This is a genomic window from Geodermatophilus bullaregiensis, from assembly GCF_016907675.1.
GTDB lineage: Bacteria > Actinomycetota > Actinomycetes > Mycobacteriales > Geodermatophilaceae > Geodermatophilus > Geodermatophilus bullaregiensis.
Map to the genome: position 1 here is coordinate 3581142 of NZ_JAFBCJ010000001.1, position 24691 is coordinate 3605832.

Genomic DNA, 24691 nt, shown 5'->3' on the forward strand with positions numbered 1-24691 from the left:
GACCGGCAGGGTCACCCCGTCCCCGCTCACCAGGCCTCCGGGAGGTCGACGAGCAGCCGGCGGCGGGCGGCGTCGGCGGGCAGCGGGTCGGGCCAGCGCTCGGGCAGGTACGACGAGCGCGGGCCGTACTCGGCGGCGTAGCGCTCGCTGGGCCAGGTGCGCACGCCGTCGCGGTAGAGCGGGTTGGGCGTCAGTGGCGGCAGCGGCTCGCCGAGGTCGGCCGGCGCGGGGGCCAGTGGGTCGCCGGCCACCAGCGCGACCGCCTCGCTGGCGCGCAGGTCGGCGGGGTCGGCGGGGCGCGGCGGGCGGGCCTCGAGCAGCGAGCGGGTCAGCTCCTCGTCGTCGTAGAGCAGCCCGGTGCCCAGGACCTCGGCGTAGCCCTCCGGCGGCAGCGGCTCGCCGTGCGGGTCGGCCACGTGCGCGTGCCCGACGACGACGGTGCCGCCGTCCCCGGCCAGTGCCCGCATCGCCGCGGCGGCGGCCGGCTTGTCGCGCAGGAAGTAGAAGGCGTCGTGACACATGACGTAGGCCGGCTGCCCGACGGCGAGGTCGGGCGCGGCGGTGAGGTCGGCGCAGACGTAGCGGGCCGACGGGCAGACGAACCGCTGCGCCAGCCAGAGCTTCGCCCAGACGACGTCGACACCGAGCAGGTCGGGCACGCCGCGGCGGGCCAGCTCCCGCAGGTGCGCGCCGGTCCCGCAGGCGACGTCGACCACCGGCCTCCTCCCCGGCCAGTGCTGCTGCAGCAGGGCGAGCCCGGCCAGGTGCGTGGGGTCCGACCAGCGGTGCGCGAAGTAGTCGGCCACCCGGCCCATGCCGAGCAGCTGCATCGCCTCGCGCAGCGTCCCGGCCGCGGGCACCCGCGCCAGCTGCTCGGGCGGGGGCGGCGGCTCGGTCCACCAGTCGTCGGCGTCGGCGAGCAGCAGCACCCGCGCCCGGTCGACCTCGCCGGCGGCGAGCAGCTCACCGACCCGGGCGCGCAGGTCGTCCCTGCCCGCCCGGGCGAAGGGGATCCCGTCGACGACCGGTGCGTCGAGCAGCGTGCCCGTCACAGACCCGCCGCCGCCAGGACGTCGAGGTGGTAGCCCTGCACCGGCCCGGCGTGCACCAGCTCCAGGTCGTCGAGCGCCTGGGACGCGGTGAAGGCCGCCGCGCGGGCGTGGTGGTGCACCTGCAGCACCCGGTCGAGGACGTCGGCGGCGTGGAACGCCCGCGCCTCCGGGACGTCGGCGCCCGGCCGCAGCGCCAGCGCCTCGCGCAGCCGGCCGGCCAGCGGGCCCGGCAGCGCGGCGAGCTCGCGCTCCTCCAGCGTGGCCACGACCCGCTCCAGCGCGTCGCCGAGCAGCACCTCGCCGGCGAACCCGGCGTCGGGCAGCACGACGTTGTGCAGGTGGTGACCCAGGCCCAGCAGGAACGGCGCGACCGGGTCGGCGCCGACCACCGGCGCCACCAGCGCGGCGTAGACGGCCACGGTGAGGCAGTGGTCGCCGTGGCTCTCCGGTGGCTCGACCACGATCCGCGGCCTGCCGGGCGCGGTGGCACCCGCGCGCGGCTGGGCGTTGAGCGCGCCGGCCAGGCCGGGCGGCGTCCCGGGGGAGGGCAGGCGCCCGAGGGCCGCGCGCAGCCGCGCGCGCAGATCCGGGTCGAGCGGGCCGGCCACCTCGTCGAACCCGCGGCGCAGGACGCCGAGCACCTCGCCGTCGGACAGCCCGGCGGTGGTGAGCACGCCAGTGTCGATGCCGGCCAGCCGGGCGCGGGCGACGGCGGCGGCCGTCTCCGAGTACGCCACGGCGGCGACGTCCTCACCGGACACCAGCCGCGCCCAGGCGCGGGCGAAGGCCTGCTCGGCCAGGGAGCCGGACCTGCCGGCCACCCGCACCCGCTTGGCGTCGCCGATCTCGGCGAGCAGCGGGCGCAGGCCGGCCAGTGGTGCGAGCGTCCCGGTCGGGGAGGGGGCGAGGTCGGTCACCGGGCGGCGGCGCCGGCGGCCAGCCAGTCGAGCAGAGCGGTCTCCTGCCGGTGCAGGGCGTGCTCGGGGACGCTGCCGTCGGCGGTCATCGGCGCCTTGAAGAACCAGCCGAGGTGCCGCTGAACGCCGCCCTCACCGCGCTGCTGCGCGAGGTCGGTCAGCCGGGCCAGCTCGAGGGCCAGCGGCGCGGCGAGGATCGAGTCGCGGCACTGGAAGTCGACCTTGACCTGCATGCGCTGGCCGAGGAAGCCGACCAGGTCGATGGCGTCCCAGGCCTCCTTCTGGTCACCGCGCGGCCGGTAGTAGTCGATGCGGACGACGTGGTCCTCGACCGGGTAGCCCAGGATCGAGTCCAGGACGCTGCCCTTGGTCTGCAGCTTGCTCTCCAGCGAGTCCGGGTCGTCGAGGGCGAGGCCGTCGCGGTTGCCGAGGATGTTGGTCGAGTACCAGCCCTCCACGGTCAGCGAGCGGCTGCGGAAGGCCGGCGCGAGGACCGTCTTCATCATCGTCTGGCCGGTCTTGCCGTCCTTGCCCGCGACCGGGACGCCACGGGCCTCGGCCAGCGCCACCAGCGCGGGGACGTCGGCGGCCAGCGACGGCGTGAAGTTGACGTAGCCGACGCCCTCGGTGATCGCGGCGTAGGCGTAGACCATCGCCGGGGTGATGGCGCGGTCGTCGGCGTCCAGCCCGGCCTCGAAGGCCTCGACCGTCTGCAGGGCGGGCGCCGCGGGGTCCGGCCAGCGCTCGGTCGAGGCCAGGTTGACCAGCACCAGCCCGTCGAGCGCCTCCTCCTCGCGGAAGCGGCGCAGGTCGGCACGGACGGCGTCGACCTGCGCGCGGCGGGTCTCGGCCAGCACCACGTTGCCGCCGGTGACGTTGCGGCAGAAGTCGGCGTCGCCGGCCGCGGGCCAGGGCGTGACGCCCGAGAGCGCCGGACCGGCCTGCTCGAGCTGGCGGTGGTCGAGGACGCCGTGCTGCTCGGCGGCCTTGCGCAGGTCGGAGCCGTCGAGGTCCCACCCGCGGATGACGAGGGAGTCGTAGCCGACGATGCCGGTGGTCTCCTCGACCGGTCCGCCGGCCACCTCCAGCCCGGCCAGGGGCAGGCCGTCGGTGCCCGCGGCACCGTTCCGGACCAGTTCCAGGCCGGCGACCGCGGTCGTCGCGACCGCACCCCCGAGTCCGACCACAGCGATGCCGACGCGACGAGACTCCTGCGACAAGACGGACCTCCGCACTCCTCGGGGTGGACCCGCTCCACCCCGTCCCGAGCCTGGCACAGGACGATCCCCCCTGCCGAGCGAGAACAAGATTCTGGTGTGCAACCCGGTGGTCTGCCGTTCGGTGCGCCTGCCCGGTGCCGCGGGGGCTCCCGCCGGGGCGCGGGCCGGGCCAGGATGGGTGCCCCCCGAGCCGACCAGGAGCCTGTCGTGACCCAGCCGCCGTTCGCCCAGCAGCCGTCCGCCGAGCCGCCGTCCGGCCAGCCGCAGTACGCGCAGCCGCAGTACGGCCAACAGCCGTACGCGCAGCCGCAGTACGGCCAACAGCCGTACGCGCAGCCGCAGTACGGGCAGCAGCCCCCCGGCTCGCCGCAGGCCGCGATGGTCGTGCCGCGCTTCGCCGTCCGCCAGCGGATCACCGTGATGGTCAACCGCTACGAGGTCTGGGAGGTGGGCCCCGACGGCAGCGAGCGGGGGCTGCTGGCGATGGCCCAGCAGAAGCGGCTCAAGCTCAAGGAGGAGGTGGTCTTCACCTCCGACGAGGCCCGCACCCGTCCGGTGTTCTCCTTCCGCGCCCGCCAGCGGCTCGACGTGCACGCCCAGCACGACGTCTTCGACGAGCAGGGCCGGGTGCTCGGTACGTTCAGCAAGCGGTTCGGCGCCAGCCTGCTGCGGTCCACCTGGGAGCTCGAGGCCCCGGGGCTGACCGCGATCGGCCGCGAGCGCCGGCCGTTCATCGCGATCCTGCGGCGCATCTGGGACTTCATCCCGTTCCTGGGCGACGTCTGGGTGCCCTTCGTCTTCCACTTCGACTTCGTCGACACCACGACCGGTGCCCCGGTCCTGGTCGTCGAGCGGCGCAAGTCCATCCGCGACCGCTACGACGTCTCGGTCCCGGACCCGCGCCTGGACTTCCGCGTCGCCGCATCCATGGCCGTGGCGCTGGACGCCCTGCAGAGCCGCTGACGCACGTGCCGGCCCCGCACCGCGATCCCACCGGCGACCTCACCGACGACTTCGACGGCCCGGACCTCGACCGCGACGTCTGGGTGCCGCACTACCTGCCGCAGTGGAGCTCCCGCGCGGCGACGGCGGCCGCCTACGAGGTCCGCGACTCGTGCCTGCGGCTGTACCTGCCCGAGGACGCCCCGCTGTGGTGCCCGGAGGACCACCCGCCGTTGCGGGTCTCGGGCATCCAGTCCGGGGTCTTCTCCGGGCCGGTCGGCAGCACGGTGGGGCAGCAGCCGGTGCGGCCGGGCGCCGTCGTCCGCGAGGAGCAGCCCGCGCACCGGGGGTGGACGCCGCGGTACGGGGTGCTGGAGATGTGCGCCCGCGCGACGGTGACCCCGCGGTCGATGGTGGCGTGGTGGCTGGTGGGCCTGGAGGACGTGCCGGAGCGCTGCGGCGAGCTGTGCGTCGTGGAGGTCTTCGGCGACGCCGTCGACCCGGTGGAGGGGGCGGCGGTCGGCGCCGGCACCCACCCGTTCCGCGACCCGCGGCTCGCCGAGGACTTCGCCGCGCCGCGGCCCGGCATCGACGTCTCGGAGTGGCACACCTACGCCGTCGACTGGCGGCCCGACGGCGCGGTCTTCTCCGTCGACGGCGTGCCGCTGCGCGAGGTCGCGGTCACCCCCGACTACCCGGTGCAGGCGATGCTCGCCGTCTTCGACTTCCCCGGGAAGGCGGTGCCGGGGGAGCCGTACGTCGTCCCGGAGCTCGTCGTCGACCGGATCGGGAGCGGGCCGGCGGCGTCCTCCGGGTGAGCGGTCAGGCGGGCAGCGGGAAGACCAGCAGCGAGCTCGACGCCGTCGCCACCAGCCGGCCGGCGGCGTCGAGGACCTGCCCCTCGGCGAACGCCACCCGGCGGCCGGGCTTGACCACCGTGCCGACGGCGGTCAGCGGCCCGCTGGTCTGCGTCACCGCCCGCAGGTAGGTCACCTTCAGCTCGATGGAGGTGTAACCGACGCCCTGCGGCAGCGTGGAGTGCACCGCGCAGCCGGCCACCGTGTCGAGCAGCGTGCAGACCAGCCCGCCGTGCACGACACCGATCGGGTTGTAGGCCGACTCGTCGACGGCGCAGCGGAACTCGACCCGCCCCTGCTCGACGGCGACCACGTCCATCTGCACCAGCGCGGCGATCGGCGGGGGCGGCAGCACGCCGTCGCGGATGGCCTCCAGCGTCTCCAGCCCCGAGCGCTCCCGCCCGCCGGCCGCGGTGAGCATCGGGTCGAACCAGGTCACCGTGCGCGAGCGCGGCTCGCCCCAGGACCCGGGCGCGGCGCCGGAGGTGGTGTCGGGGACGGCGTCCGTGCTCACGCGTCCTCCTCGGCGGGCAGGCCCGACAGCACGCGACCGGCGGGGGTCAGCACGCGCCCGACCCGGCTGGCGTTGACCGGCTCCCCGCACGTGCGGCAGACCCACTCGGCGTCCACGGCGTGCTCCTCGTGCCCGTTCGGGGCGTGTGTCAGCCGGACCGGCGGCTCCTCGGCCGCCCAGCGGTCACCCCACTGCAGCAGCGCCTGCAGCACCGGCAGCAGGTCCCGGCCGGACGGCGTGAGGTGGTAGCCCGAGCGCGGCGGCGCGTCGCTGTACTGCCGCCGCTCCAGCACGCCGGCGGCCACCAGCGCGTTGAGCCGGGCGGTCAGCCGGTCGCGGGGCGCCCCGGTGCCGCGGACGATGTCGCTGAAGCGGTGGTTGCCCAGCGACACCTCCCGGACGACGAGCAGCGACCAGCGCTCGCCGACCAGCTCCAGGGCGGCGGCGATCGAGCACGGGCGGCCGGGCAGTCGGGCCAGGTCGAACGAAGCGGTCACGGGGTCAGTTTGCCCGTCGAACCGACGGGGCGCCAGTCGTCGTCACCCCGGCACGAACGGCGGCGGGCGGGGACCCCGAGAGGTCCCCGCCCGCCTGGTGCCGTGCTGGAACGGCCCCCTCGCAGGGGCCCGCCGCGAGCGTGCGAGCGGCGGGGGGCGAGGGGGTCCTTCCGTCAGCTCTTCGGCCGCGCACCGGCGCGCAGGGCGCCGAGGAGGTCGTGGTTGAGCCGCGAGATGTTCTCCATCGAGATGCCCTTCGGGCAGCTGACGGAGCACTCGCCGATGTTCGTACAGCCGCCGAAGCCCTCGAGGTCCTGCTGGTGGATCATGTTGACCACGCGGTCGTTGCGCTCGGGCTGGCCCTGCGGCATGAGCCCCAGGTGCACGACCTTCGACGACGTGAACAGCATCGACGAGGCGTTGGGGCAGGCCGCGACGCAGGCCCCGCAGCCGATGCAGGTGGCGGCGTCGAAGGCGGCGTCGGAGTCCTTCTTGGCGACCAGGATCGAGTGCGCCTCGGGGGCGGTGCCGGTCGGGGCGCTGATGTAGCCGCCCGACTGGATGATCCGGTCCAGGGCCGACCGGTCGACGGCGAGGTCCTTGATCAGCGGGAACGCCGTCGCCCGCCACGGCTCGACGTCGATCGTGTCGCCGTCCTTGAACGACCGCATGTGCAGCTGGCACGTGGCCGTCTGCGGGTGGCCCGGGAACAACCCGTTGCCGTGCGCGCGACCGTTGATCATGACGCCGCACGACCCGCAGATGCCCTCACGGCAGTCGTGGTCGAAGGAGACCGGGTCCTCGCCGTCGAGGATCAGTTGCTCGTTGAGGACGTCCAGCATCTCGAGGAAGGACATGTCCGGGGAGATGTCGGTGACCTCGTAGGTCACCATCTTCCCCTTCTCGGTCCGGTCCCGCTGACGCCAGACGCGCAGCTTGAGGTTCATCTACTTGTAGCTCCGCTGGGCGAGGTGGACGTACTCGAACTCGAGGGCTTCCTTGTGCAGGACCGGCGGGACGCCCTCCGGCGTCCACTCCCACGCGGCGACGTAGGCGAAGTTCTCGTCGTCGCGCAGGGCCTCACCCTCGGGGGTCTGGCTCTCGGCGCGGAAGTGCCCGCCGCAGCTCTCGTTGCGGTGCAGGGCGTCGACGCACATGAGCTCGGCGAGCTCGATGAAGTCGGCGACCCGCCCGGCGTGCTCCAGGCTCTGGTTGAAGCGGCCCAGCTCGCCGGGCACCTTCACGTTGGTCCAGAACTCCTGGCGGATCTCGGGGATCCGGTCGAGCGCCTTGCGCAGGCTCTCCTCCGAACGCTCCATGCCGCACAGGTCGAACATCAGCCGGCCGAGCTCGCGGTGGAACGAGGCGGTGGTGCGGGTGCCGTTGATCGACAGCAGCCGCTCGGACTGCTCCCGCACCCCCTCGAGCGCCTCGACGGCGGCCGGGTGGTCGGGGGCGACCTTGTCGAAGGGCCCGCCGGCCAGGTAGTCGTTGATCGTGTTGGGCAGGACGAAGTAGCCGTCGGCCAGGCCCTGCATGAGCGCGCTGGCGCCCAGCCGGTTGGCGCCGTGGTCGGAGAAGTTGGCCTCGCCGATCACGAACAGGCCGGGGATCGTCGACTGCAGGTCGTAGTCGACCCACAGGCCGCCCATCGTGTAGTGGACCGCCGGGTAGATCCGCATGGGGACCTCGTAGGGGTCCTCACCCGTGATCTGGGCGTACATGTCGAAGAGGTTGCCGTACTTGGCCTCGATGGCCGGCCGGCCCAGCCGCTGCATGGCCTCGGCGAAGTCGAGGTACACGCCCAGGCCGTTGGGGCCGACGCCGCGGCCCTCGTCGCAGACGTTCTTGGCCTGCCGCGAGGCGATGTCGCGGGGGACCAGGTTGCCGAACGAGGGGTAGATCCGCTCGAGGTAGTAGTCGCGCTCCTCCTCGGGGATCTGCCGCGGGTCGCGGGTGTCGCCGCGCTCCTTGGGCACCCACACCCGGCCGTCGTTGCGCAGCGACTCGCTCATCAGCGTGAGCTTCGACTGGTACTCGCCGTGCACCGGGATGCAGGTCGGGTGGATCTGCGTGTAGCAGGGGTTGGCGAACAGCGCGCCCCGCTTGTGCGCCCGCCAGATCGCCGTGGCGTTGGAGCCCTTGGCGTTGGTGGACAGGTAGAAGACGTTGCTGTAGCCGCCGGTGCCGAGCACGACCGCGTCGGCGAAGTGGGTGCTGATCTCGCCGGTGATGAGGTCGCGGGCCACGATGCCGCGGGCGCGGCCGTCGACCACGATCAGGTCGAGCATCTCGGTGCGCGGGAACTGCTCGACGTTGCCGGCCGCCATCTGCCGCTCGAGTGCCTGGTAGGCGCCGTAGAGCAGCTGCTGGCCCGTCTGGCCGCGGGCGTAGAACGTCCGCGACACCTGCGTGCCACCGAAGGAGCGGTTGTCGAGCAGGCCGCCGTACTCGCGGGCGAAGGGCACGCCCTGGGCGACGCACTGGTCGATGATGTTGACGCTGACCTCGGCCAGCCGGTGCACGTTGTTCTCGCGGGCGCGGAAGTCGCCGCCCTTGACCGTGTCGTAGAACAGCCGGTGCACCGAGTCGCCGTCGTTGCGGTAGTTCTTCGCGGCGTTGATGCCACCCTGCGCGGCGACGCTGTGCGCGCGGCGCGGGCTGTCCTGGTACCAGAACGACTTGACCTTGTAGCCGGCCTCGCCGAGCGTGGCGGCGGCCGCGCCGCCGGCCAGGCCGGTGCCGACGACGATGACCGTCAGCTTGCGGCGGTTGGCCGGGTTGACCAGGCGGGCCCGGAAGCGGCGCTCGCTCCAGCGCTCACCGATCGGGACGTCCATCGGGGCCTTGGTGTCGGCGATGGGCTCGCCGACGGTGAACAGTTCGAGGGCCATGACGAGTGCTCCTACTCGATGATGCCGACGAGGACGCTGAGCGGCGGGATGAGGAAACCCGCGGTCAGCACCACGGCGAACACCGTGGCGAAGGCGTTGACGGTGCGCTCGCGGGTCTTGTTGCTCTGCCCCAGCGTCTGGGTCGCGCTCCAGATGCCGTGCCGCAGGTGGAAGCCCAGGGCCAGCAGCGCGACGACGTAGACCAGGGTCACGATCGGGTTGGAGAACCCGGCGATCGCCCGCTCGTAGGGGGTCGAGTCGTGCCCCTCGGGGTTCGCCACGCCGAGCGTGAGGTCGAGGATGTGGTAGACGATGAACAGCGCCAGGATCACGCCACCCCAGCGCATGGTGCGCGAGGCGTAGCTCTGGGCCACGGCCTTGCGGGCGACGTACTGCTGGGGCCGGGCCCGCTTGGCCTGCCGCCACAGCGAGACCGCGGCCCACGCGTGCGCCACCACGGCGACCAGCAGGACGACGCGGATGATCCACAGCACCGTCTGGCCCGGGACGGCCGGCTCGCCGATCCGGCGGATCCACTCGGAGTACCCGTTGAAGGTCTCCGCGCCGGCGAAGAGCTTCAGGTTCCCGACCATGTGCGCGATCAGGTACAGGACCAGGATGATCCCGCTGACCGCCATCACGGCCTTCTTCGCGACCGAACTGGTCTTCGCCACCTTCGGGGTCCTGCGCTGGCCCGAGTGCGTCACCGTCACCACAGCACCAAAGTTAGGCTCGTTACCCACCACTCGGCCATGTGGACACGCAGTGACTCACCTCATGTAAGGGAACCCTCAGCGCAGGTCAGGACGTTGGTGGCTCCCCGCCGGTCACGGCACCGTGCCGGACCCACCCGATCGGAGGAGGACGCGTGACAGGACCGACCCGGGGTTTCCTCGGACGGCGGCGGGAACGCGACCCGCGACTGCCCCCCGGCCAGTACGACACGGGGGCCGACTGGCCGGTGCTCACCGCCGAGCCGACCCCGCGGATCGCGCCGGAGACCTGGAGCATCACCGTCGACGGACGGGTGGCGAACCCGACCACGTGGACGTGGGACGAGGTCCACCGGCTGCCGGGCTCGGAGTACCGCGGCGACATCCACTGCGTCACGACCTGGTCGAAGTTCGACACCCACTTCGCCGGCGTCAGCGTCGACACCCTGCTCGAGGCCGCCGGGCCCGCCCCCGAGGCGGCGTTCGTCATGGCGACGGCCAAGACCGGCTACACGACCAACCTCCCGCTGGCCGACGTCACCGGCGGCAGGGCGTGGCTGGTGTGGGAGTTCGGCGGCGAGCCGCTGCCGATCGAACACGGCGGCCCGGTCCGGCTGCTGGTGCCGCACCTCTACTTCTGGAAGAGCGCCAAGTGGGTCACCCGGCTGACCCTGCTGCAGCGCGACCAGCCGGGGTTCTGGGAGCAGAACGGCTACCACGACCGCGGTGACCCCTGGCGCGAGCAGCGCTACCAGGGTGACTGACCAAGGACCCCGCTGCCCCCCACCGCTCGCAGGCTCGCGGCGGGACCCTGCAGCGGGGCCGATGGGTTCCTCACCGGGCGGACGACGGGCCCCGGCCGGCGGCTGGCGGACGGCGACGGTCACCGCCGTCGACCGGCCGACGCCGCGGGGCGTGCGGCTGCGCCTGGACGTCGCCGACCGGATCGACCACCTGCCCGGCCAGCACTACGTCGTCCGGCTGACGGCGGAGGACGGCTACCGGGCGCAGCGCTCCTACTCGGTGGCCTCGCCGCCGGGCGACCCGCAGGTCGAGCTGTTCGTCGAGCGGCTCGAGGACGGCGAGGTGTCGGGCTACCTCGCCGACGTCGTCGAGCCCGGCGACGTCCTCGAGGTGCGCGGGCCGATCGGCGGCTGGTTCGTCTGGGACGGCGGCAGCCCGGCGCTGCTGGTCGGCGGCGGCAGCGGCGTCGTCCCGCTGGTCGCCATGCTGCGCACCGCGCACGACCTCGGCCGCAGCGACCTGCTGCGGCTCGCCGTCGCCGCCCGCACCCGCGCCCTGCTGCCCTACGCCGACGAGCTGGCCGGCTCGGGGGCGCTGCTGGCGCTCAGCCGCGAGCCGAACGGGATCCGCCGCGCCGGCCGGCTCGTGGCCGAGGACCTGGTGCCGCTGTGGGAGCCGGGCCAGACCGCCTACGTCTGCGGGTCGGCGTCCTTCGCCGAGGCGGCCAGCCAGCTGCTGGTCGGGCTGGGCGTCCCGGCCCCCGACATCCGGGTCGAGCGGTTCGGCCCCAGCGGCACCTCCGGCTGAGGGGGGCCGGACGGTCCGGGACCGGTGTCGCGGACGATGATCGGGGCATGCCGTCCGCCGTGGTGACCGCCGTCGACGTCGTCGACGCGGGCCTGCGCCGCGAGCTGCTGGCCTGCTGGACCGAGGTCACGAACTCCGGCGGCGCGGTCGGGTTCGTCCCGCCGGTCACCGAGGACGACGTCGCCCCGGTGCTCGACGCGCTGCTCGACCGGGTGCGCCAGGGCCGCGAGCGGCTGGTCGTGCTCACCGAGGACGGCGCTCTCGCCGGCTGGGCCGTGCTCTCGCTGTCGCTCAGCCCGCTGCGGCGGCACTGGGCCACCGTGCTGCGGGTGCAGGTGCACCCTGGCCGGCAGGGGCGCGGGCTGGGCCGGGTGCTGCTGTCCGGGGTCCACGCCGTCGCGCGGGACAGCGGCCTGGAGATGCTGCACCTGACCGTGCGCGAGGGGTTCGGTCTGGAGCGGTTCTACGCGCAGTGGGGCTACCGCGAGTTCGGCCGCATGCCCGGCGCGATCCGGCTGGGCCCCGGCGACGACCGCGAGGAGGTCCACCTGTTCGTGCGGCTGTAGTCAGCCGGCGGCGGGGTCGACCCCCGCGACGGTGCCCCGTGAGGAGAGCACCGCCAGGCGGGCGAACAGCTCCTCGGCGTACCAGCCCTCCCGGGCGGTGCGGGCGACGACGGCGGCGTGCTCGGGACGGTCGTAGGCGAAGGCGTTGAGCGCCGCGCCGGAGTCCCAGACGCTGAAGGTGCCCTGCAGGCCCAGGGGCGCCTCGCCGATGCCGACGGCCATGCGCAGGCCCGGCGCCCGGTGCAGGTCGGCCGACACCGGTGGCACGGCCGACCAGAAGCGCGCGGCGCGGCGCAGCACGAGGCGGGCGCGGGTGACGGCGGCGACCGGCCCGTCCCACCGCTGCGGCCGGGGGGTGCCGAAGGGCTCGCGGCCCGACCAGAGCCCGCGGGCGGCCAGCGGGCGCAGCCGCACCGACCACTCCTCCTCGGCGACCCGGCGCCAGCTGGCCACCACGGGACCGTCGTCGAGCGCGTCGGCGGCCGGGGCGTCGTCCCACACGGCGAGCAGTCCCCAGCGGCGCGGGTCGGCGTCGCGGACGGTGAACGTGCGCCCGTCGCCGGTGCCCAGGAGCTTGGCGAAGCGCAGGCCCGGCGTCCGGGCCAGCGCCGGACGGAGCGAGGCCATCCGCAGCACCGCCCCGGGCACCGCGCGGCCGGGGACGCCCCACAGGTGCAGCGTCACGGTCGGGGTGTCACTGACCGGCTGGGGTGGGGACACGCCGCCGAGGGTAGGTGCGTCCGGTGACCGACCAGCGCCGCGTGCAACTCGGCGACACCGACGCCCCTGCCGAGGACGAGGTCGTCGAGGCCTTCGACCGGGTGGTGAGCCAGGGCGCCCAGCGGCTGCACCGCACCTGGCGCGAGGTGCTCACCACCGGTCTGGCCGGCGGGCTGGAGGTGGCGGTCGGCGTCCTGGCGCTGGTCGCCGTCTACGCCCAGACCGGCAGCCACCTGCTGGCCGGGCTGGCCTTCTCGGTCGGGTTCATCGCGCTGCTGCTGGCCCGCAGCGAGCTGTTCACCGAGGGCTTCCTCCTGCCGGTCACCGCGGTGGTGGCCGGGCGGGCGAGCTGGGCGCAGCTGGGCAAGCTGTGGGGCGGGACCCTCGTGGCCAACCTGGTCGGCGGCTGGCTGTTCATGTGGGTGGTCGTGCACGGCTACCCGGAGCTGGGGCCCACCGTCGTGGAGTCGGCCCGGCACTTCGTCGAGGCGCCGCTGGACCTGCGCGCCGTCTGCCTGGCCTTCCTCGGCGGCACGGTCATCACGCTGATGACCCGGATGCAGAACGGCACCCCTGCCGACGGTGTCAAGGTGGTGGCCGCCGTCGCCGGCGCCTTCGTCCTCGCCGGGCTGCAGCTGTTCCACTCGGTGCTGGACTCGCTGCTGATCTTCGGCGCCATCCACACCGGTACGGCGCCGTTCGGCTACGGCGAGTGGCTGGCCTGGTTCTGGTACACGACGCTGCTCAACATGGCCGGCGGGCTGCTCGTGGTCACCCTGCTGCGGCTGGTGCGGAGCAAGGAGCTGCTGCAACGCGAGCGCGCGGCGGCCGAGGCCGAGGACTGACGGAGGACCCCCGTGCCCCCCGCCACCCGCCAGCTCGCAGCGGGGCGCTGCAGAGGGGCCGGGGTCACCGCGGGCCGAAGGCCACGGCGCGGAACTCGTCGAACACGGCCGGCGGAGCGGGTGAGGTCCACATCTGGTTGGTGAGCAGCACCGCCGTCGTGCCGGTGACCGGGTCGGTCCACCAGGAGCCGCCCAGGCCGCCGTCCCAGCCGAAGGAGCCGGCGTGCCGGCCGCCGGGCTCGTCGGCGCGGCGCACGCCGATGCCCAGACCCCAGCCGCCGCCCTCGTCGTCGACCGGCCCGGCCTGCTCGGTGAGCATCGCCGCGACGGTGGCCTCGGCGAGCACCCGCCCGCCGTCGGGCGCACGCCCGCCGGCGCGCAGCACCCCGGCGAGGACGGCGAGGTCGTCGACGGTCGAGACCAGCCCGTCGGCGCCGTCGGGGAACGCCGGCGGTCGCGCCCACTGACCGTCGGGCGGGTCGTAGACCCGGCGCGCGCCGGTGTCGTCCGGTGGCGTCCAGTGCGGCCCCAGCCGGTCGCGGGCGTGCCCGGGCACGCCGAAGCCGGTGTCGCGCATCCCGAGCGGCGCGAGCACCCGCTCGGCGAGGACCTCGGGCAGCGGCCGCCCCGCGGCCCGGGCGACGAGGACGCCCAGGACGCTCGCGCCGGTGTGGTAGAGCCAGCGCTCGCCGGGCTGGTACGCCAGCGGGACGGACGCCAGCCGGCGCAGCCACTCGTCGGGCGGAGGCGCGGCCTGCGGTGCCGGCGGCCCGGCCGGCAGCCCGGCGTCCGCGAGCGCGGCGAGCGTCGGGGTGGGCCACGGCGCGGAGAAGTCCATCCCCAGGCCGAGCCGGAACGTGAGGACGTCGCGCACGGTGATCGGCCGCCGTGCCGGGACGGTGCCCGCGTCCGCGTCGGCGGGGTCGGCCAGGACGCGCCGGTCGGCCAGTTCGGGCAGGTGCGTGTCGATCGGCTCGTCGAGGCCGAGCGTGCCGTCGTCGACGAGGGTCAGCGCGGCGACCGCGACCACCGGTTTGGTCGTCGAGGCGATCCGGAAGACGGTGCCGGGTGTGACCGGGTCGTCCCCGCCGGGTGCGTGCGTGCCGGCCGCGCCGCGCGCCGTCTCCCCGTCCCGCTCCACCCACCAGGCCGCGCCCGGTACGGCGCCCGCGGCCACCGCCTCGCCGACCACCCGCTCGACGTCCCTCGCCAGTCCCATGCCGTAGCGACCGGCCGGGGACGCGGTGCTCATCGGCCCGGCCGTGCCGCCCGGTGCAGCGACGAGAGGTAGCGGCGGGTGGCCAGCCCCTGCACCAGCCGGCTCAGCGGCGGCACGGCACGGGCGGCCGGCGTCGCCAGCCGGGAGAAGACCCGGATGGTGACGACGACGTCGCCGCCGGCCGCGAGCCGGACGGTGAAGCACTCCTCGCCGCTCTCCGGGTGCCCGGGCAGCGTGCCGTAGGCGAAGCCGCGCTCGTCACCGGTGGTCGAGGCCCACACGACCCGGCAGGGGATGTCGTAGCCCAGCCGCGGCAGCCCCGCGGTGAGGACGACGACGGTGCCGACCTCGCCCGCCGGCCCGGTGGCCCGCACCCGCAGGCCCGCGCTGCGCTGCGGCGTCCAGTCGAACACCGCGGCCGCGACCCGCTCGAAGGTCTCCCGGCCGGAGCCGACGACCTCGGTCCACTCGCCGGGCAGGTAGCCGGCCGGGAGGTCCGCGGCACGGGTGGCGCCGACCTCGGCGTAGGTGAGCGGCGCGTCTCGCAGGCCCTCGGGCGACGCGGCCCGGAACAGGCCCATGGGCCCAGTGTGGACCGGCGTAGGTTGTCCGGCACTGTGCTGCCCGCCGTCACCGCCACCCGCTACGTCACCCCGCTGCGCGAGGGTGGCTCGCTGCCCGGGCTCATGGAGGCCGACGACCTCGGCACGTACGTGGTCAAGTGGCGGGCCGCCGGGCAGGGGGTGCGGGTGCTGGTGGCCGAGGTGGTGTGCGGTGAGCTGGCCCGCGCGCTGGCGCTGCCGGTGCCCGCGCTGGTGACCGTCGACGTCGCCCCGGAGCTCGCCGTCGGCGAGCCCGACCCCGAGGTGCAGGAGCTGCTGCAGCGCTCGGCCGGGCGCAACCTCGGGCTGGACTACCTGCCGGGCGCGCTGGACGTCGAGGCCGGCGTCGGCGCGGTGGGCGCCGAGCTGGCCGGACGGGTGCTGTGGTTCGACGCGCTCGTGGGCAACGTCGACCGCTCGTGGCGCAACCCCAACATGCTCTTCTGGCACGGCCGGCTGCAGCTGATCGACCACGGCGCCGCGCTCACCTTCCACCACAACTGGCCGGGTGCGGCGGCCGCCGTCGCCCGCCCCTACGACGCCGCGCAGCACGCGCTGGTCGAGTGCACGCCCGACGTGCGGGCCGCCGACGCCGACCTCGGGCCGCGGGTCACCCGGCCGCTGCTGGACCGGGTGCTGGCCCAGGTGCCCGACGAGTGGCTGGAGGGGCCGTCGCCGGACGACGCGCCCGACGACGTCCGCGACCGCTACGCCGACCAGCTGCTGGCCCGGCTGGCCGCCCGCGGCGCGTGGCTGCCGCAGCTGGTGGCCACCGCGGCGGCGGGCGGGTCGCGCCGGAGGGCCCCGCGCGGGGAGAACCGGCCCGCCTGGCTGGGGCCGCCCCCGCCGCAGGGGGTGCGGCAGCGGTGAGCCGGGACACCTTCGAGTACGCCGTGCTGCGGGTGGTGCCGCGGGTGGAGCGGGGCGAGGCGCTCAACGCCGGTGTGCTCGTCTACTGCCGGCAGCGCGACTACCTCGGCAGCCGGGTGCACCTCGACGTCGACCGGCTGCGCGCGCTGGACCCCACCGCCGACCCCGGCGCCATCGGCCGGGCGCTGCAGGCCGCCGCCGACGTCTGCGCGGCCGACCCCGCCGCGGGGGCCGCCGGCCGCGAGGCGCTGGGGCCGCGGTTCCGCTGGCTGACCGCGCCGCGCAGCACCGTCGTGCAGCCCGGCCCGGTGCACACCGGGCTCACCGCCGATCCCGACGCCGAGGCCGACCGGCTGCTGCGGCTGCTCGTCCTGCCGGTCTCCGAGTGACCGGCGGCCGGCGGCTGCTCGTGCCCGGGGCGACGGTGGCCGGCGGGTTGCCGGGCCTGACCGGCGGTGTGCCCGTCGCCGCCGGCGCGCCGGCCCTGACCGGCGTCCTCGCCCGGCGCCGCACCGTCGGCGGCGGCGGCCGCGCGGGGAGCTGACGAGCGGGTCCCGCGGGCCGCCTCCGGCGCTACGATCGGCCGCCTCGCCGGCCGAGGAGGTCGCCGCCATGACGGGGAGCCCAGCTGCCGCGGACGCCCCCCGCGACGAGGGGCCGCGCCGTCCCGGCGCCGTCCTGAGCCGGGCCGTCGTCCCCCTCGACGAGGCCACCGACCCGGCCCGGTTCGGCCACAAGGCCGCCAACCTGGCCGTCCTGCGCGGCGCCGGGCTCCCGGTGCCCGACGGCGTCGTCGTCCCCGCCGCCGCCGGGGACGCCGGCACCGTCCCCGGCGAGCTGGTCGCCGCGGTCGGCGCGTGGGGCGACGTGCCGCTCGCGGTCCGCTCGTCCGGCACGGCGGAGGACTCGCCGCAGGCATCCTTCGCCGGCCTGTACACCACCGTGCTCGGCGTGCGCGGCGAGGCCGCGCTGCGCGAGGCGGTGGCCCGCTGCCGGGCCTCGGCCGCCGCACCCCGGGTGGGCGCCTACGCCGGGCCGGGACCCGCTCCGGCCGTCGCCGTGCTCGTGCAGCCGATGGTCGCCGCCGTCGCCGCGGGGGTGGCCTTCACCGCCGACCCGGTGACCGGCGACCGCGGCGTCGTCGTGATCGACGCCGCCCGGGGCGTGGGGGAGCGGCTGGTCTCCGGCGCCGTGACGCCCGAGCGCTGGGAGGTCCGCGACGATCCGCGGCGGCGGTCGCCGGACGCGGACGCCGTGATCGACGCCGGCACCGCGGCCACCGTGGCCGACCTCGCCCGGCGCGCGGAGCGGGTGCTCGGCCGGCCCCAGGACGTGGAGTGGGCGGGGACCGCGGACGGCGGCGTCGTCGTCCTCCAGTCCCGCCCGATCACCACGCTCGCCCGCCGGACCGGGACGCCGCTGCCCGTCCCGGCCGAGCCCCCGGAGGGGTACTGGACCCGCGAGACCAGCCACTCGCCGCTGCCCTGGACGCCGTTCACCCGGGCGGTCCTCGCGCCGCGCAACCGCGCCCTCGAGCAGGTGTGCACCGAGCTCGGGCTGCTGTTCCAGGCCGTGGAGTTCCGCGACATCGGTGGCTGGGAGTACATGCGGATCGTCCCCCTCGGCGGCCGGGAGCCCCCGCCCCTGCCGGCCTGGGCGGTGCCCCTGGCCGTGCGGCTGGTGCCCGCGCTGCGCCGGCGGGTCCGGAGCGCCGAGGCGGCCGTGCGCAGCGACGTCCCCGGGACGCTGATCGAGCGGTGGCACCGCGAGTGGCGGCCGGACCTGGACGCGCGCGCCGCCGCGCTGCGCGACGTCGACCTCACGGCCCTGGACGACGCCGCGCTGCTGGCCACCGCACGGGCGGCGCTCGAGCTGACCCGGGACGGGCAGACGGTCCACTTCCGGCTGCACGGCGCGATCGCGATGGTCCTCGGCGAGCTGGCGGCCGTCAGCCGCGACCTGCTCGGCTGGGACGACGGGCGGGTCTTCGACCTGCTCGCCGGGACCTCGCGGACCTCGACCGCCCCGGCGCGGGCGCTGGCCGGCGTCGCGGCGCTGGTGCGGGAGCGTCCCGACGTGCGCCGGCTGGTCGAGGAGGGAGCCGCGGTGGAGCAGGTGCTCGCCGCCGACCCCGCGGTGGCCGGGGCGTTCGTCGCGTACCTGCGCGAGTACGGCTGCCGGGTGCTCCGCTACGAGATGGCCGAGCCGTCCCTGGAGGAACGGCCGGACCTGGTCCTGGCCCTGCTCCGCGACCAGCTGGCCAACGGCTTCGACCCCCACGCGGTCGAGGACGCCCTCCGCGAACGGCGGACGGCGGCGCGCGCGGACGCCGAGGCACGGCTGGCCACCCGCGGGCCGGCCGACCGCGAGCACTTCACCCGCGCGCTCGAGCGGGCGCTGCGGGCCTACCCGGTCCGCGAGGACAACGAGGTGTCGACCGTCAGCACGCCGTTCGCGCTGCTGCGCCGGGCGGTGCGGGAGACCGGGCGGCGGCTGTCGGCGCGCGGCCTGCTGACCGACGCCGACGACGCCTTCCTGCTCGAGCCGGAGGAGCTGCTGGCCGCCCTGCGCGAGGGCACGGACCGCCGCGGGCTCGCCGGCCGCCGCGCGCGCGAGCAGGCGTGGGTCCTCGCCCACCCCGGCCCGGCCAGCCACGGACGGCCCCCGCCACCACCTCCCCCGCTGTCCGCGCTACCGGCCGGGGCACGGGCGTCCAACGGGGCCTTCCTGTGGGCGGTCGAGCAGATCATCGGTCCCCAGGCCGTCCCCGGTGGCGCCCCGGCGCCGGAGGACACGACCCGGGACGGCGTGCTGCTCCGCGGCATCCCGGCGTCGGCGGGCTCCTACACCAGTCCCGTGCGGGTGGTCCGCTCCGAGGCCGAGTTCGGCCGGGTCCGGGCCGGGGACGTGCTGGTGTGCCCGGTGACCTCACCGGTCTGGTCGGTGCTGTTCCCGAGCACCGGCGCGCTCGTGACCGACGCCGGCGGGGCGCTGTCCCACCCGGCGATCATCGCCCGCGAGTACGGGCTGCCCGCCGTCGTCGCCACCGTCGAGGGGACCACCCGCCTGCACGACGACCAGCTGGTCACCGTCGACGGCGCCACCGGCACCGTGCGCGCCGTCCGCTGAGCTGGCGGCCGGGGGGCCGTCCTCAGCCGGGCAGCAGGGCGTCGATCCGGCGGGCGAGGTCCAGGTCGAGCTCGGTGACGCCGCCGGCGGAGTGCGTGGCCAGCGTCAGGTGCAGCGTGCGCCAGCGCAGGTCGACGTCGGGGTGGTGGTCCATCTGCTCGGCGACGAAGCCGATGCGCACGACCGCGGCGACGGCGTCCGGGAAGCCGGGGAGCTCGACGCTGCGGCGGATGCCCTCGCCGTCCCCCGACCACAGCGGCAGCTCGGACAGGGCGGCGGCCAGCTCGTCGGGGGACAGGCGCGGAGGTCGGGGCACGGCGGTCAGTCTGCCGCCGGGCTCCTCAGACGTGCAGGCCGCACTCGGTCTTGCCGCGGCCGGCCCAGCGCCCGGCGCGCGGGTCCTCGCCCGGGGCGACCGGCCGGGTGCACGGCGCGCAGCCGATCGAGGCGTAGCCGATCTCCTGCAGCGGGTTCACCGGGACCTGGTGCTCGGCGGTGTAGGCGTCGACGTGCTCCTGGGTCCAGGCCGCGAGCGGGTTGACCTTGACCATGCCGCGCTTGGCGTCCCAGTCGACGACCTTCGTGCCGGCGCGGGTGGCGGCCTCGTCGCGACGCACGCCCGAGCCCCAGGCGACGTAGCCGGCCAGCGCCTTCGCCAGCGGCTGCACCTTGCGCAGCGAGCAGCACAGGTCGGGATCGCGCTGGTGCAGCTCCGGGCCGTGCTCGGCGTCCTGCTCGGCCACCGTCTGCGGCGGCGTCACGTTCACCAGCGTGATCGGCATGACGCCGGCCACCCAGTCGCGGGTGCCGATGGTCTCGGCGAAGTGGTAGCCGGTGTCGAGGAAGACCACGTTCACCCCGGGGACCGCGCGCGAGGCCAGGTGCGCGAGCAGGCCGTCGGCCATCGAGGAGGTGACCGCGAAGCCGTCGCCGAAGGTCTCGCCCGCCCAGCGCAGGACGGCGAGGGCCTGCTCGACGGGGTCGGCGATGCCCTCGAAGCGGGCGTCGGCCGCTGCGGCGAGCTCCGGCGTGGGCCGGACGGCGGTGGTCATGGGTGCTGCACTCCTGTCCCGGTGAGCCGGACGGTGAAGGTCCGCAGGCACGCGGCGCAGCGCCACTCGCCTCCGTCCCCGTGCGGGGTCAGCTCCTCGTCCCCGCAGTACGGGCAGAAGAACACGGGCAGCTGGCGCGATCTTCCGCCGCTGCCCGCGGACTCCTCGCTCACAGCAGCCAGCTCTCCTCGGCGCGGGAGACGTAGTGGGCGAAGGACTCGCCCGGGGTGCGCCGCTCGAGGAACCCGCGCAGCAGCCGCTCGCAGTAGTCGGCGGTCTCGGCCTTGGTCACCTTGTGGCCGCGGAACTTGCGGCCGAAGGTGGCCTCCACGCCCAGGTGCCCGCCGAGGTGCACCTGGAAGCCCTCGACCATCTCGCCGTTGTCGTCGCGGACCATGGAGCCCTTGAACCCGATGTCGGCGGTCTGGAACCGCGCGCAGCTGTTCGGGCAGCCGTTGACGTTGATGCCGATGGGGGTGTCGAACTCCGGCAGCCGCTTCTCCAGCTCCGCGTAGAGGTCCTGGGCGTGCTGCTTGGTCTCGACGATCGCGAGCTTGCAGAACTCCAGGCCCGTGCAGGCCATCGTCCCGCGGCGGAACGCGCTCGGGCGGACCTGGAGGTCGTGCTCGGCCAGGGCCGCGACGAGGTCCTCGACCTTCTCGTCCGGCACGTCGAGGATGACCAGCTTCTGCTGCGTCGTCGTCCGGATGCGCCCGGCGCCGTACTCGTCGGCGAGGTCGGCGATCGTCGTCAGCAGCGAGCCGCTGATCCGGCCGGTCCGCAGCGCGAAGCCGACGGCGTTGCGGCCGTCCTTCTGCTTGGCGACGCCGACGTGGTCGCGCTGGTCGTGCTTTGCCGGGGCGGGCGCCGGGCCGTCGGGCAGCGCCTCGCCCAGGTACTCGTCCTGCAGCACCTGACGGAACTTCTCCGGGCCCCAGTCGGCGATCAGGAACTTGATCCGGGCGCGGTTGCGCTGCCGGCGGTAGCCGTAGTCGCGGAAGATCGAGGTGCAGGCGGCCCAGACGTCGGTGACCTGGTCGGGCCGGACGAACACGCCGATCCGCTGGGCGAACATCGGGTTGGTCGACAGGCCGCCGCCGACCCACAGGTCGTAGCCGGCCTGGCCGGCCTCGTTGCGCACGCCGACGAAGGAGACGTCATCGATCTCCGGCTCGGTGCAGTGGTCGACGCAGCCCGACATCGACGTCTTCCACTTGCGCGGCAGGTTGCTGAACTCAGGGCTGCCGACGTACTTCGCGACGGTCTCGGCGATGACGTCGGTGGCGTCGAGGACCTCGTCCTCGAGGATCCCGGCGAGCGGGCAGCCGAGCATCACCCGCGGCACGTCACCGCAGGCCTCCATCGTGCTCAGGCCCACCGACTCCAGCCGCCGCCAGATCTCGGGCACGTCCTCGATGCGGATCCAGTGGTACTGGACGTTCTGCCGGTCGGTGACGTCGGCGACGTCCCGGCCGAACTCGGTGCTGATGCCGCCGAGGACCCGGAGCGCCTCGCTGGTCAGCTGCCCGCCGTCGATGCGGGCCCGCATCATGAAGTAGGAGTCCTCGAGCTCCTCGGGCTCCAGCACGGCGGTCTTGCCGCCGGGGATGCCCTGGGCGCGCTGGGTGTAGAGGCCCATCCAGCGCATGCGCCCGCGCAGGTCGCCGGGGTCGATGCCGTCGAAGCCGGTCTTCGAGTAGATGTCGAGGATCCGCTGACGGACCTCGAGCCCGTCGGAGTCCTTCTTCATCCGCTCGTTGGGGTTCAGCGGCTCCCGGTAGCCGAGCGCCCACTGGCCCTGGCCCCGCTGGGGGCGGCTGCTGGAACGGGGAGGAGCGGACACGGTGCACTTCTTCCTGCGCCGTCCGCGCCGGGCTCGCACCCGGGGCCGGAGGGCGCTGCCAGGTCGGGGTCGCGGCGAGGGCCGCGGGGAGGACTGGGAGTCAGCGCGCGGCGCGACAGGCGGCGCTGCTGACCAGAGCGAGGTCGACGTGCAGACGCGCGACGAGCAGGCTGCCGCGATCCGTCACGCCCACCATGGTCGCACACGTCCGGCCGGAGCTGGTGTGACCTCAGCCGACCGGCGCCGTCCCGCCGTCCGTGCCCCCGTCCATGGCCGCGCGGATGCGTGCCACCGACTCGGCCAGCGGGGTGACCGAGGTGTCGATGACCAGCTCGGCGCGGGCGGGGAGCTCGTAGGGGTCGTCGATGCCGGTGAAGCCGGTCAGCTCGCCGGCCCGGGCGCGGGCGTAGAGGCCCTTGACGTCGCGGGCCTCGCACACCTCCAGTGGCGTGGCCAGGTGCACGAGGACGAACCGGCCGTGCCGCTCGACCAGCGCCCGGGCCTCCTCGCGCGCGCCGTCGTAGGGCGCGATCGCGGCGACGACGGCGGTGCCGCCGTGCCTGACGACCTCCCCGGCCACGAAGCCGATCCGCCGGATGTTGAGGTCGCGGTGCTCGCGGGAGAACGACAGCTCGCTGGAGAGGTGCGTGCGGACGACGTCGCCGTCCAGGACGGTCACCGGCCGGCCCTCCGCCTCCAGCTCGGCGACGAGCGCGTCGGCCACGGTGGACTTGCCCGCGCCCGACAGGCCGGTGAGGAAGACGGTGACGCCACCGTGCTGCGCGCTGCTCACCCCCCGAGTCTCACCCAGGCGCGCGCGGCGACGGGCACCCGGCCCTCCGTGGCGTCGTCGCCTGCCGCCGTCCGTGGACGGCGGCTCAGTCGCGGGCGCGGTCGTCGCCGAACGAGCGCCAGGCGCTCTCGACGGCGGCCAGCTCGGCCACCGGCGCCGGCAGCTCCCCGGCGACGACGTCGGCGAGCGTGACCTCCTCCAGCACCCGGCGGTAGGCCGCCCGCGCGGCGACCCACACGCTGGCCAGCTCCTGCGCGGTCCCGGGGTAGCTCACGTCCTCGGGACGCTGGCCGTGCACCTCGGCGAGGAAGCCCTGCTCGACCCGCATGACCCGGGCGATGGAGATCTCCGAGGGCGGCAGCGCCAGCCGGTAGCCGCCCTCGCGGCCCCGCTGACTGGTGACCAGCCGGGCGTGCTGCAGGTCACCGAGGATCCCCTGCAGGAAGCGCGACGGGATGCCCTGGGCGGTGGCGATCTTGTCGCAGGTCAGCGCGCCCGGCGCCGCCGCGGCCAGCTCCACGGCCGCGCGGACGGCGTAGTCGACCCGGGCCGTGATGCGCACGATGGTCCTTCCTGCCGAGTCCTGCAGGGATCCTCTCCGCCGGGTCCTGCGGGACCCATCCTGCCTGGTCTGCGAGGGTGGCGGCGTGCACCGGCTGCGCTTCACCACCATCGTGGCGGCGCCGCTGACCGTCGCGTTCGACGTCGCCCGCGCCCTCGGCCGCCCGTGGCCGGTGCCGCTGCAGGAGGTCGAGTCGCTCCGCCCGGTGCGCGACGTCTACACCCTCGTCCGGGGCCGGCGGACGCTGACCCACACCCGCCGCTACACCGCCACCGCCGAGGGGACCCGCGTCGACGAGCAGGTCGACTGGGACACCGGCCTGCCCGGACCGCTCGGTGCGCTGGTCGACCGGACGATCCTGCGCCGGCGGGTGCTGCGCGCCATGCACCGCCACCTGGACGGCTATGCCGCGGCGGCCGCCCAGCAGGCGCTCGACGTCGTCCAGGTGGTGGGCGCCGCGATCGTCCGCGGGGACCTGGTCCTCGTGGCCCAGCGCGGCTCCGGCCCGCTCGCGGGCCGGTGGGAGTTCCCCGGCGGCAAGGTGGAGCCGGGGGAGGAGCACCTCGCCGCGCTGGTGCGCGAGTGCGCCGAGGAGCTCGGCATCACCGTCGCGCCGCAGGTCTTCCTCGGCGAGGTGGTCCTCGACGGCGTCGTCGGCGGGGGACTGCCGGGGGCCTCGACGCTGCGGGTGTGGTCGGCGCGTCTGGCCCGGGGGGAGCCGGTGGCCCACGAGCACCGCGACCTGCGCTGGGTGGGGGCGGCCGACCTCGACGCGCTGGACTGGATCGCCGCCGATCGTCCGCTCCTCCCCGCCGTCCGGGAGCTGCTCACGCGCTCCTGACCGGGGCCGGACACGCCGCGGGCGCCGTCCCGGGAGGGGACGACGCCCGCGGCGCAGGCCATCGGCCCCCGTCCTCCGGACGGGGGCCGCCGGTCACTTGAAGACGTCCTTGACCTTCTCGCCGGCCTGCTTGAGGTTCCCGGCGGCCTTGTCGTTGGCGCCCTCGGCCTGCAGGTCGCGGTCGCCGGTGGCCTCGCCCACGCGCTCCTTGCCCTCGCCGGACAGCTCCTGGGCCTTGTTCTTCATCTTGTCGATGCCGCTCATGGATGAGCTCCTTCCGTCGGCTGAGGAGGGGTTACCCACCGGGCCGGTGCCGGACACCCGATCCCCCGGACGGCGGAAGTCCTCCGGCGCGGACCCGGCCAGACCGGAACACGTGTCGTCGCCGGGGCGGTGGGGCGTGGACATTGCGGTGTGCCCCGCCGGATCGTGAGCCTCGGTCACAAATCGGTGACGGCCGTGGACGCTCCTCGGCACGCTTGCCTAGGGTCG

29 protein-coding genes are annotated in these 24691 nt (G+C 75.3%); 11 read left to right on the plus strand and 18 right to left on the minus strand.

Annotated elements, in window-relative coordinates:
* Window positions 1–26 precede the first annotated feature (26 nt).
* From JOD57_RS17030 to JOD57_RS17040, 3 genes are read right to left on the minus strand one after another with little or no spacing between them, the layout of a single operon-like run.
* Entirely contained in the window at window positions 27–1052 is a 1026-nt protein-coding gene (locus JOD57_RS17030) for a class I SAM-dependent methyltransferase (RefSeq protein ID WP_204693097.1), read from the minus strand.
* Window positions 1049–1969 (minus strand): hypothetical protein, encoded by a 921-nt coding sequence (locus JOD57_RS17035; RefSeq protein ID WP_204693098.1) that lies wholly within the window; start codon window positions 1967–1969, stop codon window positions 1049–1051. Before JOD57_RS17035 ends, JOD57_RS17030 begins: the two co-directional genes overlap by 4 nt.
* The gene (locus JOD57_RS17040; RefSeq protein WP_307824750.1) at window positions 1966–3156 is read right to left on the minus strand and encodes an inositol-3-phosphate synthase; all 1191 of its coding nucleotides are present in this window, start codon (window positions 3154–3156) and stop codon (window positions 1966–1968) included. Before JOD57_RS17040 ends, JOD57_RS17035 begins: the two co-directional genes overlap by 4 nt.
* A 240-nt stretch (window positions 3157–3396) precedes the next feature.
* Here JOD57_RS17040 and JOD57_RS17045 point away from each other — a divergent pair, with 240 nt between their 5' ends.
* Window positions 3397–4152 (plus strand): LURP-one-related family protein, encoded by a 756-nt coding sequence (locus JOD57_RS17045; RefSeq protein WP_307824751.1) that lies wholly within the window; start codon window positions 3397–3399, stop codon window positions 4150–4152.
* 5 nt (window positions 4153–4157) lie between these two features.
* Window positions 4158–4949, plus strand: coding sequence for a glycoside hydrolase family 16 protein (locus JOD57_RS25570; RefSeq protein WP_204693099.1), 792 nt, complete (start codon window positions 4158–4160; stop codon window positions 4947–4949).
* A 4-nt stretch (window positions 4950–4953) separates the two neighbouring features.
* Here JOD57_RS25570 and JOD57_RS17055 read toward each other — a convergent pair whose 3' ends face one another.
* The 5 genes from JOD57_RS17055 to JOD57_RS17075 form a co-directional block, all read right to left on the minus strand.
* A complete protein-coding gene (locus JOD57_RS17055) occupies window positions 4954–5502 on the minus strand; it encodes a PaaI family thioesterase (RefSeq protein ID WP_307824752.1) in 549 nt (182 codons plus the stop codon).
* The gene (locus JOD57_RS17060; RefSeq protein ID WP_307824753.1) at window positions 5499–5999 is read right to left on the minus strand and encodes a winged helix-turn-helix transcriptional regulator; all 501 of its coding nucleotides are present in this window, start codon (window positions 5997–5999) and stop codon (window positions 5499–5501) included. The genes JOD57_RS17055 and JOD57_RS17060 overlap by 4 nt, the downstream gene beginning before the upstream one ends.
* 173 nt (window positions 6000–6172) lie before the next feature.
* Window positions 6173–6946 (minus strand): succinate dehydrogenase/fumarate reductase iron-sulfur subunit, encoded by a 774-nt coding sequence (locus JOD57_RS17065; protein WP_204693100.1) that lies wholly within the window; start codon window positions 6944–6946, stop codon window positions 6173–6175.
* Entirely contained in the window at window positions 6947–8893 is a 1947-nt protein-coding gene (locus tag JOD57_RS17070) for a fumarate reductase/succinate dehydrogenase flavoprotein subunit (protein WP_204693101.1), read from the minus strand.
* Between the two features lie 11 nt (window positions 8894–8904).
* Window positions 8905–9567, minus strand: a complete 663-nt coding sequence (locus JOD57_RS17075; protein ID WP_307824754.1) for a succinate dehydrogenase cytochrome b subunit — start codon at window positions 9565–9567, stop codon at window positions 8905–8907.
* Window positions 9568–9761: 194 nt separating this feature from the next.
* Here JOD57_RS17075 and JOD57_RS17080 point away from each other — a divergent pair, with 194 nt between their 5' ends.
* The 3 genes from JOD57_RS17080 to JOD57_RS17090 all read left to right on the plus strand — a co-directional run bounded on the left by JOD57_RS17080 (window position 9762) and on the right by JOD57_RS17090 (window position 11723).
* A complete protein-coding gene (locus JOD57_RS17080; protein WP_204693103.1) occupies window positions 9762–10370 on the plus strand; it encodes a molybdopterin-dependent oxidoreductase in 609 nt (202 codons plus the stop codon).
* Between the two features lie 61 nt (window positions 10371–10431).
* The gene (locus JOD57_RS17085) at window positions 10432–11157 is read left to right on the plus strand and encodes an FAD-binding oxidoreductase (protein WP_204693104.1); all 726 of its coding nucleotides are present in this window, start codon (window positions 10432–10434) and stop codon (window positions 11155–11157) included.
* A 47-nt stretch (window positions 11158–11204) separates the two neighbouring features.
* Window positions 11205–11723 (plus strand): GNAT family N-acetyltransferase, encoded by a 519-nt coding sequence (locus tag JOD57_RS17090; RefSeq protein ID WP_204693105.1) that lies wholly within the window; start codon window positions 11205–11207, stop codon window positions 11721–11723.
* Here the strand turns inward: JOD57_RS17090 and JOD57_RS17095 are convergent, their stop codons facing one another.
* On the minus strand, window positions 11724–12443 hold the full coding sequence (locus JOD57_RS17095) for a monooxygenase (RefSeq protein ID WP_307824755.1): 720 nt from the start codon (window positions 12441–12443) through the stop codon (window positions 11724–11726).
* Window positions 12444–12466: 23 nt separating this feature from the next.
* On the opposite strand from JOD57_RS17095, the gene JOD57_RS17100 reads away from it, so the two are divergent.
* A complete protein-coding gene (locus tag JOD57_RS17100; protein ID WP_204693106.1) occupies window positions 12467–13288 on the plus strand; it encodes a formate/nitrite transporter family protein in 822 nt (273 codons plus the stop codon).
* A gap of 64 nt (window positions 13289–13352) precedes the next feature.
* Here JOD57_RS17100 and JOD57_RS17105 read toward each other — a convergent pair whose 3' ends face one another.
* Window positions 13353–14540 carry a serine hydrolase domain-containing protein gene (locus JOD57_RS17105; RefSeq protein WP_204693107.1) on the minus strand — a complete coding sequence of 396 codons (1188 nt, stop codon included), beginning with the start codon at window positions 14538–14540 and terminating at the stop codon, window positions 13353–13355.
* A complete protein-coding gene (locus JOD57_RS17110; protein WP_204693108.1) occupies window positions 14537–15088 on the minus strand; it encodes a DUF1990 domain-containing protein in 552 nt (183 codons plus the stop codon). The genes JOD57_RS17105 and JOD57_RS17110 overlap by 4 nt, the downstream gene beginning before the upstream one ends.
* A gap of 24 nt (window positions 15089–15112) precedes the next feature.
* Here JOD57_RS17110 and JOD57_RS17115 point away from each other — a divergent pair, with 24 nt between their 5' ends.
* From JOD57_RS17115 to JOD57_RS17130, 4 genes are all read left to right on the plus strand, one after another.
* Window positions 15113–15979: a HipA family kinase gene (locus JOD57_RS17115; protein ID WP_239568580.1), complete on the plus strand. Its 867-nt coding sequence runs from the start codon at window positions 15113–15115 to the stop codon at window positions 15977–15979.
* Window positions 15976–16368: a DUF3037 domain-containing protein gene (locus tag JOD57_RS17120; RefSeq protein WP_204693109.1), complete on the plus strand. Its 393-nt coding sequence runs from the start codon at window positions 15976–15978 to the stop codon at window positions 16366–16368. Before JOD57_RS17115 ends, JOD57_RS17120 begins: the two co-directional genes overlap by 4 nt.
* Window positions 16365–16523: a hypothetical protein gene (locus JOD57_RS17125; RefSeq protein ID WP_204693110.1), complete on the plus strand. Its 159-nt coding sequence runs from the start codon at window positions 16365–16367 to the stop codon at window positions 16521–16523. Before JOD57_RS17120 ends, JOD57_RS17125 begins: the two co-directional genes overlap by 4 nt.
* Window positions 16524–16591: 68 nt before the next feature.
* Window positions 16592–19108: a PEP/pyruvate-binding domain-containing protein gene (locus tag JOD57_RS17130; RefSeq protein ID WP_204693111.1), complete on the plus strand. Its 2517-nt coding sequence runs from the start codon at window positions 16592–16594 to the stop codon at window positions 19106–19108.
* Between the two features lie 22 nt (window positions 19109–19130).
* Here JOD57_RS17130 and JOD57_RS17135 read toward each other — a convergent pair whose 3' ends face one another.
* From JOD57_RS17135 to JOD57_RS17160, 6 genes are all read right to left on the minus strand, one after another.
* Window positions 19131–19424 (minus strand): 4a-hydroxytetrahydrobiopterin dehydratase, encoded by a 294-nt coding sequence (locus JOD57_RS17135; RefSeq protein WP_204693112.1) that lies wholly within the window; start codon window positions 19422–19424, stop codon window positions 19131–19133.
* Between the two features lie 25 nt (window positions 19425–19449).
* Entirely contained in the window at window positions 19450–20160 is a 711-nt protein-coding gene (locus tag JOD57_RS17140; protein ID WP_204693113.1) for a phosphoadenylyl-sulfate reductase, read from the minus strand.
* The gene (locus JOD57_RS17145; protein ID WP_204695063.1) at window positions 20157–20333 is read right to left on the minus strand and encodes a hypothetical protein; all 177 of its coding nucleotides are present in this window, start codon (window positions 20331–20333) and stop codon (window positions 20157–20159) included. The genes JOD57_RS17140 and JOD57_RS17145 overlap by 4 nt, the downstream gene beginning before the upstream one ends.
* Entirely contained in the window at window positions 20330–22003 is a 1674-nt protein-coding gene (locus JOD57_RS17150; RefSeq protein WP_204693114.1) for a nitrite/sulfite reductase, read from the minus strand. The genes JOD57_RS17145 and JOD57_RS17150 overlap by 4 nt, the downstream gene beginning before the upstream one ends.
* Window positions 22004–22232: 229 nt before the next feature.
* Window positions 22233–22796, minus strand: a complete 564-nt coding sequence (cysC, locus tag JOD57_RS17155; RefSeq protein WP_204693115.1) for an adenylyl-sulfate kinase — start codon at window positions 22794–22796, stop codon at window positions 22233–22235.
* Between the two features lie 85 nt (window positions 22797–22881).
* On the minus strand, window positions 22882–23358 hold the full coding sequence (locus JOD57_RS17160) for an RrF2 family transcriptional regulator (protein WP_204693116.1): 477 nt from the start codon (window positions 23356–23358) through the stop codon (window positions 22882–22884).
* A gap of 85 nt (window positions 23359–23443) precedes the next feature.
* Here JOD57_RS17160 and JOD57_RS17165 point away from each other — a divergent pair, with 85 nt between their 5' ends.
* A complete protein-coding gene (locus JOD57_RS17165; RefSeq protein ID WP_307824756.1) occupies window positions 23444–24199 on the plus strand; it encodes a (deoxy)nucleoside triphosphate pyrophosphohydrolase in 756 nt (251 codons plus the stop codon).
* A gap of 93 nt (window positions 24200–24292) precedes the next feature.
* On the opposite strand, the gene JOD57_RS17170 is transcribed toward JOD57_RS17165, so the two are convergent.
* Window positions 24293–24463: a CsbD family protein gene (locus JOD57_RS17170; protein ID WP_204693118.1), complete on the minus strand. Its 171-nt coding sequence runs from the start codon at window positions 24461–24463 to the stop codon at window positions 24293–24295.
* Window positions 24464–24691 lie beyond the last annotated feature (228 nt).